Annotated in this window: 10 protein-coding genes and 1 pseudogene; 4 read left to right on the forward strand and 7 right to left on the reverse strand. The window is 61.0% G+C overall.

All coding sequences use genetic code 11. The annotated features are described in order from the left end of the window. The first annotated feature begins 54 nt into the window (after window positions 1–54). A complete protein-coding gene (locus tag ACZ9BE_RS20885) occupies window positions 55–3,525 on the forward strand; it encodes a calcium-binding protein (RefSeq protein ID WP_476249882.1) in 3,471 nt (1,156 codons plus the stop codon). Between the two features lie 87 nt (window positions 3,526–3,612). Here the strand turns inward: ACZ9BE_RS20885 and ACZ9BE_RS20890 are convergent, their stop codons facing one another. From ACZ9BE_RS20890 to ACZ9BE_RS20900, 3 genes are read right to left on the reverse strand one after another with little or no spacing between them, the layout of a single operon-like run. Further along, complete coding sequence (locus tag ACZ9BE_RS20890) at window positions 3,613–4,203, reverse strand: LON peptidase substrate-binding domain-containing protein (RefSeq protein WP_095181907.1); 591 nt, start codon at window positions 4,201–4,203, stop codon at window positions 3,613–3,615. A 10-nt stretch (window positions 4,204–4,213) separates the two neighbouring features. Then, window positions 4,214–4,930, reverse strand: coding sequence for an LrgB family protein (locus tag ACZ9BE_RS20895; protein WP_016773013.1), 717 nt, complete (start codon window positions 4,928–4,930; stop codon window positions 4,214–4,216). Then, on the reverse strand, window positions 4,930–5,292 hold the full coding sequence (locus ACZ9BE_RS20900) for a CidA/LrgA family protein (protein WP_016773012.1): 363 nt from the start codon (window positions 5,290–5,292) through the stop codon (window positions 4,930–4,932). Before ACZ9BE_RS20900 ends, ACZ9BE_RS20895 begins: the two co-directional genes overlap by 1 nt. A 193-nt stretch (window positions 5,293–5,485) precedes the next feature. Here ACZ9BE_RS20900 and ACZ9BE_RS20905 point away from each other — a divergent pair, with 193 nt between their 5' ends. The 3 genes from ACZ9BE_RS20905 (at window position 5,486) to ACZ9BE_RS20915 (ending at window position 8,440) form a co-directional block, all read left to right on the forward strand. Then, the gene (locus ACZ9BE_RS20905; protein ID WP_016773011.1) at window positions 5,486–5,941 is read left to right on the forward strand and encodes a MaoC family dehydratase; all 456 of its coding nucleotides are present in this window, start codon (window positions 5,486–5,488) and stop codon (window positions 5,939–5,941) included. A 102-nt stretch (window positions 5,942–6,043) separates the two neighbouring features. Then, window positions 6,044–7,771, forward strand: a complete 1,728-nt coding sequence (locus ACZ9BE_RS20910) for a C13 family peptidase (RefSeq protein WP_476249883.1) — start codon at window positions 6,044–6,046, stop codon at window positions 7,769–7,771. Between the two features lie 27 nt (window positions 7,772–7,798). Beyond that, window positions 7,799–8,440: an oxidoreductase gene (locus ACZ9BE_RS20915; RefSeq protein ID WP_016773010.1), complete on the forward strand. Its 642-nt coding sequence runs from the start codon at window positions 7,799–7,801 to the stop codon at window positions 8,438–8,440. Between the two features lie 130 nt (window positions 8,441–8,570). Here ACZ9BE_RS20915 and ACZ9BE_RS20920 read toward each other — a convergent pair whose 3' ends face one another. From ACZ9BE_RS20920 to ACZ9BE_RS20935, 4 genes and pseudogenes are all read right to left on the reverse strand, one after another. Continuing rightward, window positions 8,571–8,855 (reverse strand): YceK/YidQ family lipoprotein, encoded by a 285-nt coding sequence (locus ACZ9BE_RS20920; RefSeq protein WP_024014461.1) that lies wholly within the window; start codon window positions 8,853–8,855, stop codon window positions 8,571–8,573. Continuing rightward, the gene (gene ubiX / locus ACZ9BE_RS20925; protein ID WP_071173708.1) at window positions 8,848–9,495 is read right to left on the reverse strand and encodes a flavin prenyltransferase UbiX; all 648 of its coding nucleotides are present in this window, start codon (window positions 9,493–9,495) and stop codon (window positions 8,848–8,850) included. The genes ACZ9BE_RS20920 and ubiX overlap by 8 nt, the downstream gene beginning before the upstream one ends. Continuing rightward, a pseudogene (gene mpl, locus ACZ9BE_RS20930) lies at window positions 9,492–10,842 on the reverse strand (UDP-N-acetylmuramate:L-alanyl-gamma-D-glutamyl-meso-diaminopimelate ligase). The gene ubiX and the pseudogene mpl overlap by 4 nt, the downstream one beginning before the upstream one ends. 266 nt (window positions 10,843–11,108) lie before the next feature. Further along, window positions 11,109–13,010 carry a sigma-54-dependent Fis family transcriptional regulator gene (locus ACZ9BE_RS20935; protein WP_476249884.1) on the reverse strand — a complete coding sequence of 634 codons (1,902 nt, stop codon included), beginning with the start codon at window positions 13,008–13,010 and terminating at the stop codon, window positions 11,109–11,111. Window positions 13,011–13,240: the final 230 nt, after the last annotated feature.

The raw sequence follows: 13,240 nt of genomic DNA on the forward strand, positions 1-13,240 counted from the left end.
ACAACGCCGGAGAGGAGACCGGCCCCCTCATGCACACCATTAAAGGATTAATACGTGTCGAAACTCATCGTCCCTGCGACCCATATCGCCCACGTTCGCGCACTTGAAGTTACCCCCATCGACGTCTCGGCGAATCCCCATGCGCCGCCCACCCATATGCGCAATCAGACGCAGGCGCCTGACATTGATCCGTCGCTTCGCAAAACCCTCAAAGCCCTGGACAAGCATCTGGGCCTGCTACGCATCGGTGAGATCATGATCAGTCGGGTCGAATTGCAAGCGCTGGGGGCGACCATTGACGGTCAACCGGTCAGTGCGGCGAACGCCCACATCAAGAGCGTGGATCAGGCATTTCTCGACGGACTCAATTTTCAATCGGCGCAGGTGCAGTCGCGCTTGCAGGCCGTGGATTTCCCCGCCAATGACATAGCGGCAATGCTGTTCTACGAAATTGCCTGCAAGCGCTCGATTGATGCCGGCCCACTGTTCATCAGTGATACACCACTGGTTTCCGGCAGCGCCATGGATCGTCTCAACAAGCTGGGCAAGGCTGCGCAAAAGCTGGAAATCCACCGTGCGGACGCGTTTGAAAACGCACCGGGCTGGATCAACAAGAGCAAAAGCTATTTGATGAGCGGCGCAGGAGTCGGCATGCAAGCCTTCGGCATCTACAGCAGCTACATGGCGCTGACCGATGCGATCAAGAAAGGCGAGGCACTGGAAATGCTGTACTACGGCGGATCCATCGCTGCAGAACTCGGCTCGCTGATCATCGAGCAGGGCCTGACCAGAACAGGCCAGGCGATGCTGACTCAGGGCAGCAACGTGCTGAGGGGTTTTGCGCTGACCTCATTCGGCAAATACATGAGCCGTGGTGCGGGACTGTTCGCCAGCGCGATTACCTTGCCGTTCGACATCGTTGACGCGATCAAATCCTTCAACGCCGCCGCCGCGACATCGGGCAAACAAGCTCAGGATCATTATTTCAGCGGTGCCCTGAGTGTAGCGGGCGCGGGTATCAGCCTGGTGCTGGGCGTCGCCGCGCTGGCCGGCTTCGGCAGCGTTGCCGGCCCGCTCGGCCTTGCGGCCGCTGCGCTGCTCATCGGCGGATCGATGATTTATCAGGCCGCCAGGGTCGTCGACGATATCGACGACTACATCGAACTGACGACACTCGAGCGTCTGCGCTCGGGATGGTTCGCCTTCACCGGCAAGGAACTGGACACCGAGGTGATGGATCGCTTCAAACTGTCCAGGCTTTACAGTGACTATGGAAAACAGCTCGAACTGTCGGCGAAAGACATGCTGGCCGGTGCTTACAAGGACTCCATCGCACAGGTAGTCAATGGCGCGTTTCGCGCTGAACTGCGCCCTGTCGAACTGTGGCGTTACCAGTGGGACGAAAGCGCCGGGCAGTTGCCGTTCAGACTCGACAGCCAAGCGGTGATCGTCGGCGGCGACGATGCAGTCGACGCAAGCCTCGGATTACCCGACAACCTCAAAGGCATGGTCAGCGGCAGCCCAGGCGAAGGCAAAGGCGTGTTCTGGCGCCTGGGTGATGGCAACGACCGCGTGGTTGGCGTCAAGGCGCGGCCCAACCTCTTCACCTACCGCGACGGCCATAAGGCACTGACGGGCGGCGACACAAATGATGCGTTCTACCAGGAAGTCTCTGATCAGGAACTGGATCGATCGAGCAAACCGCCGCACATCAATGTGCTGGATGGCGGCTCGGGCAACGACCTGGTTGCGTTCGAAGGCGTCCGCCCGATTACCGACACGCGTTACATCGGTCACGACGTCAACCTGCAAACCGGCAAGGTCTCACTTCGCGGCCCGGACTCTGCGAACGACACCCTCGAAGTCGCCCATCTGACCTCCATTGAAAACGTTGCGACCTTGCGCAAAGGCACGAGCACTATCACGGGCAATGACCAGCCCAACCAGATTTCCGCCAACGGTTACGACCGCATCAGCGCCGGCGACGGCAACGACACGATCGCAATCTCTGGTACCGAGTGCACGATAGAGGGCGGCGGCGGCGAAGATCGCTATTACATCGCCGACACCAATGCACGTACAACGATCATCGAGTGTGGCGACCATTCGAGCCTGATCGAATTCGGCTGGCCGATGGCGGTCATTCAACGCTGGCAAATCATCGGCACCTCACTGGTGGTCAATTCTTTGCGCGGCAGGGACGGCAGCGACCCCGACCATGTGCTGACCCTTGAAAACGTCTACCAGACAGTCAACGGTCAGCGTCAATTGAACAATGCTCGGTGGGTGTTCCGCACTATCGATGGCTATGAACTGCGCGCGCAACTGCCCACTCGACCTGGTGAAGCGTTGAGTCAGGACATCGAGGTTGCCGTCACTGTCAGCGGACGGCCGGCACCCGCCCCGGCAATCGTCAACGGTGGCACGGTGGCGCTGGACGGTCAGGGCGTGCAGCGCCACTTCGTCGCACGTACCGAGCACAGGGTCGAATTCGTCGCCACAGGCAACGCTACCGGCGCCCGTACGATTTACCTGGATTACCAGGACAGCGAGATCGTCGACGTGGTGGTCAGCTATGGCGTGGAATTGCGCCAGGGTGTTTCGGGCAATACGCACCTGACCTACAACAACATCAGCCTGTCGATTCTGCTGCCATCCAGAGTGCTGGCCTTCAAAGGCGTGATCCAGACGATTGCCGCCGCGACGGGCTACAGTGGCCAAAACAGCCTGAAGGTCACGACACCGCTTCTGGCCCGGGACATCGTGCTGGTCATGCAGGATGACGTTTCATACCGCGTGCAGGTGCCCGCGTTCGATTACCGGGACGACGGCAGAAATCCCGGCATCCGTGTGCTCAGCTCGCGGAGCTGGTTGAAGCGGCGCAACGGAAAATATCCATTCATCCGTCCGCTGGTCAGCGAGAAACCATCACTGGGCGCCCAGAACAGCAAAGTGGTCATCGAATCGCGGTCGCACACCGGGATTTATCTGCTCGAAGGCAAAAGCGCGACTTACGACGTCTATCTCGCCAGCAACAGCATCCTGCGTCTGGCCACACCGGGCGCTGCGGCAAAAACGGCCAATGCATCGAGATGGAATCTGTTCACCCGTACCCTGACAGAAACCGTCACGCGCGCCGACATTCAGCTCCAGGGCAACCGCCTGCGCATTGCCAGCGTCACGGTGGAGTTGCCGGACATCTTGGATGACACTCCGGTGGAGTGCATCGGTGTGGTGACGTCAGCCGGCAACATTTATGAAGTCTCGCTGCTGTTTGAGGTGTTGCAGCTGTATGTGATCGATGCTCGTGGCTACGCCAGTGTCGAGGCATTGCTGACGGATATCGACAAGCACAAACAGCGCCACGAACTGGCCGCGCGGGTCTACGTCACCCACATCGGCTACAAACCCGAGACAGCGGGCACGCTGGTTTACAACTCGGTGAGCAATCAATGGCGCCTGCTCAATGATCTGCAAGAGCGCGTCGACCGCGAAGGTCTGTTCATCCCGGTCAACATGAGCTGACGGTGCGCTGCCGGTTTCAACATCGTGCCAGGGTGGGCCTGCGCTGATCTTCGTTTGCGCCTTGAGTCATGCGTTTTGCAAGTGAAACTAGGCGAACAGTTCGCCCTGCAACTCGTCGAGTAATGCCTGGATCGCATCCAGCCGTTGCTGAGGGTCGTCGAGTTGCAGCAGATCGATCTTGTCTTCTTCGGCGAACGGCAACAGGTAGGCAAGCTGATTGGCCAGTGACTGTTGACCGGCGGCTTCAGTGCCCATGTCCAACGCTTCGACCATCGGGTGTTCGGCCAGCGCCTTGAGCAGCGCGACCAGATCGGCGTCCTCGTCCTGCAACGGTTGCTCGGGCTCATCGTCCAGCCATTCGACGTCGGCGACGATCAACTGATCGCGCTGCACTTCGGTGCGCAACACCGTGAAACGCCGCCCGCCCTGGACACGAATGCCGAGCAGGCCGTTGTCCTGTTGCTGGAAATCGGTGATCCGCGCTTCGCAGCCAACCAACGCAAAACCTTCTGGTGCCACGCCGACTTCGCTGCCCTCAAGGATGCATACCACGCCGAAGCCGACGCCCTGTTTCATGCAGCGGCCGATCATGTCGAGGTAGCGCGCCTCGAAGATCTGCAGATCGAGGTTGCAGCCGGGGAACAGCACCGTGTTCAGCGGAAAAAGCGGCAGACTCATAGACATTTCCTTACACCACCATCGACACCGCCAACGGCAGGAACACCGCCGTGGCCACACCCATCAGACTCATTGCCAGCGCGGCGAACGCGCCGCACTCATCGTTTTCCTGCATCGCCACCGCCGTGCCGACCGCATGAGCGGTCATGCCCAGCGCCATGCCGCGCGCTTCGGGGCTGTGCACGCCGAGGCGGGTCAGCAGCGCCGGGCCGAAGATCGCGCCGATGACCCCGGTGATCAATACAAACACCGCTGCCAGCGCCGCCACACCGCCGATCTGCTCGGCAACCAGCATGGCGATCGGCGACGTCACCGATTTAGGCGCCATGGTCATCAGGATCATGTGATCGGCACCGAACCACCAGCCCAGCGCCACGCCCATGCCCGTTGCGACCACCCCGCCTATCACCAGAGTAGTAAAAATCGGCCAGAACAATTGCCGGATGCGGCGCAGATTCAGGTAGAGCGGCACCGCCAGCGCCACCGTGGCCGGCCCCAGCAGAATGCTGAGGATTTCGGTGCTCTTGCGATACTCCGCGTAGGTCAGGCCGCAGCCGACCAGCACACCGATCACCAACAACATGGAGACCAGCACCGGTTGCAGAAAGATCCAGCGGGTTTTCTCGAACGCCGCCAGCACCAGTTGATAGGCACCGAGGGTGATGCCAATGCCGAACAGCGGATGGTGAATCACCGACGCCCACGCGCCTTGCCAGTCGAACAGCATCAGGATTCCTCCGCCGGCGGCGCATGACGTTTGACCAGCCGTTGCATGAGCACGCCGGCAAAGGCCATCGACAGGATCAGCGAGACCACCAGCGCGCCGACGATCGCCCAGAAATCGGCGGCAATCGCCGTGGCATACACCATCACGCCCACCGCTGGCGGCACCAGCAGCAACGGCAGATAACGCAGCAGGCTGCCCGCCGCCTGATTCAGCGGCTCGCCGACTTCACCGCGAATGATCAGGAACACCAGCAACAGCAGCAGCCCGATGATCGGCCCCGGCAATATCGGCAACAGCAAATGATTGAGCGCCGTGCCGAGCAGTTGGAACAGCACCAGCAGGGTCAGGCCACGTAACAACATCTGACATCTCCGTCTTCTATTTCACCCAGCAGGGGCTCGGCATTATAAGCATGCCGGCGCTATGGACCGGCATTCGCCAAAAGCATGGTCGGTTGACCTGAGCAAATCGCCATGATGATCTACAGTGGTTCGCAGGCCGGTCAAATCCGCCCCCTGAAAAACTATAAAACCGATGAACCCAAGGAGAGTCTCAATGCCCTATGTTCCCGTTGCAGAGCTCAAAGATTATGTCGGCAAGGAACTTGGACGTTCCGAATGGCTCACCATCGATCAGGAGCGCATCAACCTGTTCGCCGAAGCCACTGGTGATTTTCAGTTCATTCACGTCGATCCGGTCAAGGCTGCGCAAACGCCGTTTGGCAGCACGATTGCCCATGGTTTCCTGTCGCTGTCGCTGATGCCGAAACTGATGGAAGACATCCTCGTGCTGCCCGAAGGCGTGAAGATGGTCGTCAACTATGGCCTGGACAGCGTGCGTTTCATCCAGCCGGTCAAGGTCAATTCGAAAGTCCGACTGAAGGTCGACATGGTCGAAGTGACCGAGAAAAAACCCGGCCAGTGGCTGCTCAAGGCCACCGCGACACTGGAGATAGAAGGCTCGGACAAACCGGCCTACATCGCCGAGCCGCTGTCACTCTGCTTCGTCTGATCATCCCGGATGCGAAGCAGCGCACGCTGTTTCGCGTCACGTCTGTATATATGCGACGCATAGCTGCGGCATACTCGGTCGCCTAATTGCCCGGATCCCGCTATGCGCTCAATCGCTCGACTTGCACCCCTTGCCCTGACCCTGATGCTCACCGCTTGCGGCGACGGCGAATCGCTGTTGCCGCCGGATGCGCGCCTGCCCGATGGCGGACGCTATCGCGGTGAACTGGTCGACGGCTTGCTGCAAGGTCAGGGCCGCGTCGACTACCCCAACGGCAGTTGGTACGCCGGAGAGTTCGACAAGGGTCAGTGGCACGGGCAAGGCGAATGGCATGGCAGCAACGGCGAGGTCTATCGCGGCCAGTTTCAGCAAGGGCTGTTCGATGGTCAGGGCAGCCTGAGCACCAATGCCAGCAGTTATACCGGTGGTTTCAAGCAGGGCCGGCGCGATGGCGAAGGTACGCTGAAAGAAAACGGCATGACCTATCGCGGCGAGTTCAAGGCTGACCAGTATTCCGGCCTCGGCCGTCTGGAAATGGACGACGGCAGCTCCTATCAAGGCCAGTTCGCCCATGGCAAACCCAACGGCGAAGGCCAGCGCGGCGATGCCAGCGGCAATTCGTTCACGGGCCATTTCGTCAACGGTCAACTGGAAGGCAACGGCACTTACAACAGCGCCGACGGCGATATCTACGTCGGCGGCTTCAAGAACAATCAATTACACGGCAAAGGCCGCTACGAGAACGCCGACGGCGACGTCTGGCTCGGCCAGTTCAAGGAAGGCGCGCTGACCGGCAAGGGCGAACTGATCGGCGCTGATGGCAGCCATTACATCGGTGTGTTCAATGACTGGCGCTTCACCGGCCAGGGCCGTTTGAACCTCGCCGATGGCAGCTTCTACATCGGCGGCTTCGACAACGACAGCTATTCAGGACGCGGTACTCTGGTGCTGACCGATGGCAGCGTGCTCAGCGGCACCTGGATCAACGGCCAACGCGTACGTGACGCCGACGGCAAATTGCTCCCCGACACCCTCGAACTCGGCTTGCTCGCCCAGGGTCGGTTGCTGGACGAGGCACTGGCGGCGATCCCCGCTTCGACTCCGGCAGTCGAGTTGTACACCCTGACCCTCGGTGGCGACGGCAAGCAAAGCGTGTTCCTGCGTGAATCCGACTACGTCGCCAACATGCTCAACACGCGCTTCGGCGCCTTCGGCCAGATCCGTCTGGTCAATCATCGCGATCATCTCGGCGACCGGCCGATGGCCACCCGGGAAAACCTGCGCCGCGCCGCGCAAGCCCTCGCCGAACGCAGCGGGCCGGAAGATCTGCTGTTCATTTATCTGACCAGCCACGGCACCGCCGAACATGAACTGGTGCTCGATCAGCCACGCATGGAACTGGCCGACCTGCCAGCCGATGAGCTCGCCGCCGTGCTCGCGCCGCTGAAGCATCGGGACAAGGTCATCGTGATTTCCTCGTGCTATTCCGGTGGATTTATCCCGGCGCTGAAGGACGAACGCACGCTGATCATGACTGCCTCGCGCGCCGATCGGGTGTCGTTCGGTTGCTCGGAAGAAGCCAACTTCACCTATTTCGGCGACGCGCTGTTCGCCCAGGCGCTGAACCAGACCGACGACCTTGAGCAGGCATTCAAACTGGCCAAGGCCACCGTTGCCGAACGCGAGCTGGCCGACGGTTTCGAAGCCTCGGAGCCGCAGATGTGGGCGCCGAAAACCGTGCTGTCGCATTGGCAGCTGCTGCGAAAACAGCAGGCGCGCAAAGCGTTGCACAGCAGCGCATTGAACGACGCGGCGAAAAAAGGCAACTAAGCTGAACAGTATCAAGGGAGAGACACTATGTACTTGACGCCTCAGCACGTATTGCTTGCCGGAGCCACCGGACTGACCGGTGAACATCTGCTCGACCGTTTGCTCAACGAACCAACCATTACCCGTGTCCTCGCCCCTTCGCGCCGGCCGCTGGCCGAGCATCCGCATCTGGAAAACCCGGTCGGTGACCCGCAGGCGTTTCTGCCGCAGCTCAGTGGCCGGGTCGATATCGCCTACTGCTGCCTCGGCACCACGATCAAGCAGGCCGGCTCCGAAGAAGCCTTTCGCGCAGTCGATCTGGACATGGTCGTGGCGTTTGCCAAGCGCGCGCGGGAAATGGGCGCGCGGCACCTGATCGTGATCAGTGCGATTGGCGCCGATCCGAATTCCTCGGTGTTCTACAACCGGGTCAAAGGTGAAATGGAACAGGCCCTGCGCGCGCAGAACTGGCCGCAGCTGACCATTTGCCGACCTTCGCTGTTGCTTGGCGAACGCACCGAACCACGTCTGGTCGAGCAACTGGCCGGGCCATTGTCGAAGCTGATTCCGGGGAAATACCACGGCATCGAAGCGTGCCAGTTGGCGCGAGCGATGTGGCGCCTGGCGCTGGAAGAACAGGATGGGGTGCGGGTGATCGAATCGGATGAACTGAGGAAGCTCGGCAAATAATCCATCCACCCATGATGATCGTTCCCACGCTCTGCGTGGGAATGCAGCCATGGACGCTCTGCGTCCTAAAAAGCGTGACGCGGAGCGTCACAGGATGCGTTACCACGCAGAGCGTGGGAACGATCAGTCGCTACAATCCACCAGTCGCTTGAAAACCTACTCCAATCACCGTCAGCAACGACAACGGTAACAACAGCGTATCGAGCAACGCGCTGGCCGGCAGGTCCACTCCCGGATAGCTCGGCGCCTCGGCACCGAACCGGTCCATCGCACAACACCCGCCGTTCAACGCATACAAATCCAGCCGCGTCCCGGCATACACCACCGGCGCGCCGGGTTTGGCCGCATCCAGCGTGCGCACGGTAGCGCATCCAGCCAATTGCAGGGCCAGCACAAGCACCAGCAGCTTATTCATCACTGCTCAAGTGATGCTCACCCCAACGCGGCAGCATGTCCTGCGGGATGCCGAGCAGATTGAGGATCCGCGCCACAACGAAGTCGATCAGATCATCGATGGTCTGCGGCTGGTGATAGAAGCCCGGCGAGGCCGGTAGTATCGTCACGCCCAGATTCGACAGCTTGAGCATGTGCTCCAGATGAATGCTCGAGTATGGCGCCTCGCGCGGCACCAGAATCAACTGGCGGCGCTCTTTCAGCGTAACGTCCGCCGCGCGTTCGATCAGGTTGTTGCAGGCGCCGGTGGCAATCGCCGACAGCGTGCCGGTCGAACACGGCACCACTACCATGGCTGCCGGCGCGCCGGAGCCCGAAGCCACCGGCGACATCCAGTCTTCCTTGCCATACACGCGAATCTGCCCGGCAGCGGCGCCGGTGTATTCGGTCAGAAAGGCCTGCATCATCTGCGGCTTGTTCGGCAGGGACACATCGGTCTCGGTGGCCATTACCAGTTGCGCCGCCTTGGAGATCAGGAAGTGCACTTCGCGATCTTCGCGCACCAGGCAATCGAGCAGGCGCAAGCCGTACTGCGCGCCCGATGCGCCGGTCATCGCCAGGGTGATGCGTTCCGGGCCGCCGGCCTGGGAAAAACTGTTCATTGCAGTGCCTCGGCAAGCTTGCCGTGCAGGCCGCCGAAGCCGCCGTTGCTCATGATCACCACGTGAGTACCGGGCTGCGCCTGGCTCTTCACGCGCTCGATGATGCCTTCCAGGGAATCGCTGACAATCGACGGCACCGTGCACAATGCGCGCGGTGGCGCCGAGATCCCAACCGAGATTGGCCGGGGCATACCAGATCACTTGATCGGCATCGACCACACTGTCCGGCAAACCGTCACGGTGGGCGCCGAGCTTCATCGAATTGGAGCGCGGCTCGATGATCGCAATCAGTGGCGCGTCGCCGATGCGTTTGCGCAGGCCATCAAGCGTGGTGGCGATGGCGGTCGGGTGGTGAGCGAAGTCGTCGTAAATGGTGATGCCGCGCACCTCGGCGACTTTCTCCATGCGTCGTTTGACGTTCTTGAACGCGCTCAACCCGGCGATGCCCATCGATGGCACCACGCCAACGTGACGCGCCGCAGCCAGCGCGGCCAAGGCATTGGCGACGTTGTGTTGACCGGTCAATTCCCACTCGACGGTGCCCTGGGACACGCCTTCGAACATCACTTCGAACGCCGAACCGTCCTCGCTCAGTAGTTTTACCTGCCACTGACCGCCGGCGCCGGTGGTTTGCACCGGGGTCCAGCAACCCATCTCGATCACGCGCTGCAAGGCCGGCTCGGTGGTCGGGTGGATGACCAGCCCTTCGCTCGGAATGGTGCGCACCAAGTGATGAAACTGACGCTCGATTGCTGGTAGATCAGGGAAGATGTCGGCGTGATCGAACTCAAGATTGTTGAGGATCGCAGTGCGCGGACGGTAGTGGACGAATTTCGAACGCTTGTCGAAAAAGGCGCTGTCGTATTCATCAGCCTCGATCACAAAGAACGGCGTACCGCCCAGGCGCGCCGACACCGAGAAATTCTGCGGCACGCCGCCGATGAGGAAACCCGGGCTCATCCCGGCATGTTCCAGCACCCAGGCGAGCATGCTGCTGGTGGTGGTCTTGCCGTGGGTACCGGCCACGGCCAATACCCAGCGACCTTGCAGCACGTGGTCAGCCAGCCACTGCGGGCCGGAGACGTACGGCAGGCCTTTGTTCAGCACATATTCCACCGCCGGGTTACCACGGGACATGGCATTGCCGATCACCACCAGATCCGGCGCCGGATCGAGCTGCGCCGGGTCATAACCCTGCGTCAGCTGAATGCCCTGGGCCTCGAGCTGCGTGCTCATCGGCGGATAGACGTTGGCGTCGGAGCCGGTGACGTGATGGCCCAGCTCTTTGGCCAACACTGCCATCGAGCCCATGAAAGTCCCGCAGATACCCAGAATATGAATGTGCATAGTCGACCTCGTAAAACATGGCCGCAGGTTAGCGTAGGGAGGGGGAAATGGCACTCTTTAGCTGAAGGATGGAGACGGGTTGGCGGCTACATCTGCGCACGGCTTCAGACCGCAGCCCCTCACCCCAGCCCTCTCCCGAGGGAGAGGGAGCCGATCTCGGTCGCTTTCAAATTTTTAGTTCGGCTCGATATTTCAGGTCGGCGTAAATCGCCAAAACACCTCGGTCAGTCCCCTCTCCCTCTGGGAGAGGGTTAGGGTGAGGGCTTTCAGCTGACACGCCGCTCAATTCCGTGTTTACGCAGTTTTCTATAAAGGGTGTTGCGGCTTACGCCCAGTTGCTGCGCTGTATGGGTCATATGCCAGCGCGTCTGCTCCAGCGCACTGAGCAAGGCCAGTCGTTCGGCATCTTCCAATGGCTGCGCCGCCACAACCGCCGGCCGCGCCTGCCGAATCATCACCGGCAAATCCTCAACCCCGACCCGCCCGTCATCACACAACGCCGCCAGGGTGCGCAGGACATTGCGCAACTGCCGCACATTGCCCGGCCAGTTGAATGCCAACAACGCCTGCCGCGCCGGTTCGTCGATCAGAATCGTTTCGCCCCCTGCCTCCTCGGCCAGCAGAAAATCCAATAACTGCAATTTATCACTGCGCTCGCGCAATGCCGGCAACGCCACTTCCAGCCCGTTCAAGCGGTAATACAGGTCTTCACGGAAACTGCCGTCCTCGACTCGTTCGAGCAAATTGCGGTGCGTCGCACTGATGATGCGCACGTCTACCGCTTGCGGCTCGCCGCCAATCGGCACCACTTGCCGATCTTCCAGCACCCGCAGCAAACGCGTCTGCAACGCCAGTGGCATGTCGCCGATTTCGTCGAGGAACAAAGTGCCGCCATCGGCCTGTTGCAGCTTGCCGCGCATGCCGTCCTTGCGTGCGCCGGTGAAGCTGCCGCCGCGATAGCCGAACAGTTCGCTCTCGATCAGGCTTTCCGGAATGGCCGCGCAATTGAGTGCGACAAAAGCGTTGCCGCAGCGCTGGCTGGCCTGATGCACTGCCTTGGCAAACGCCTCCTTGCCCGAGCCGGTTTCGCCGTTGATCAACAGCGGCACGTCGCGCTCGAACACGCGCAGGGCTTTGCGAAACTCCGCCTGCAACGCTTCGTCGCCGAGGCAAATGCCGGACAGGCGGGGCGCTGGAGCAGTGATTGGCGTTGGAACAATGGCAGTAGGTTTGCGCGATTCACCGCGCAACACGGCAAACAGATGCCGGCCATCACGGGTGCGCAGCGGCCAACTGGCGCTGGCGTTGGCACTCGCGCGACCGAGCAGGTCATCCAGCGAACAATCGAAAAACGCTTCCACCGGTTGCCCGAGCAAACCACCGCGAATATGCCCGAGCAGGTTCAGCGCACTCTGGTTGACCGCACTGATCCGCCCTTCGCCGTCAAACGCCAGCAGCCCTTCGCTGAACAGGCCGACGGACTCGGCCTGCAGATGAAAACGCAGCAACCATTGATTATCGAAACAGCGCAGGAAATAGCAGCTCTCGATCATCTTCGCCGACAGATTGACCAGCGCCATGGTGTGGAACTGGCTTTGGCGTGAAACGTCCGGCCGGGCCGAGGACACATCAAGTACCGCCAGCAATTCACCATGGGGATCGAACACCGGGCTCGCCGAACAGGTCAGCCCGGTGTGGCGGCCGCGAAAGTGTTCGTCCTGGTGAATGGTCAGCGCCTGACGCTCGACCAGGCAGGTACCGATGCCGTTGGTGCCTTCGCAGGCTTCGCTCCAGTCAGCGCCGAGCCAGAGACCGGCGCGCTCGAAAATCTTCCGTTCGGCCGGCGCGGTCACGCAATTGAGGATCACACCGCGCGCGTCAGTCAGCAGCACCGCATGGCCGGCACCGGACAGTTGCTGATGCAGGCTGCTCATCTCGGTACCGGCGATTTGCAGCACTTGCTGCAGACGTTCGCGACTTTCCAGCACTCGGCCATGCTCGAGCACGGTCGGCGCCATGGTCACAGAAGGATCGAGGTGATAGTCCTCAAGGCAACGCAGCCACGAACGGGCGATCGATGGATCGGCGCCGGGGCCGTGCACGTGCGGTTTGCCCTGGGTGACGGTGAGAACCTGGCGGGCATGGCGACTCAAATGGTTGTCGTGCATTTCTTATTGTTCTCCCCGGGGCGCGACGGCCCAAAGCATGAGGTGACGCCCAGCATCCTCCAGCCACCGACGCATTGCAATGCTGGCAAGACCGTCCGGTCACGGGCTGTGTCGCAAGCGGTACAAATTGTCACGGACGCTGTACCGAAACCGTCACAGCACCACTCCATTCGTCCGAGACAAACCGGCCAAGCCCTTGATTTGCCTGACCTGCACGGCAGTGGCCCGGC

The sequence above is a fragment of the Pseudomonas sp. TE9122 genome, from assembly GCF_056278925.1.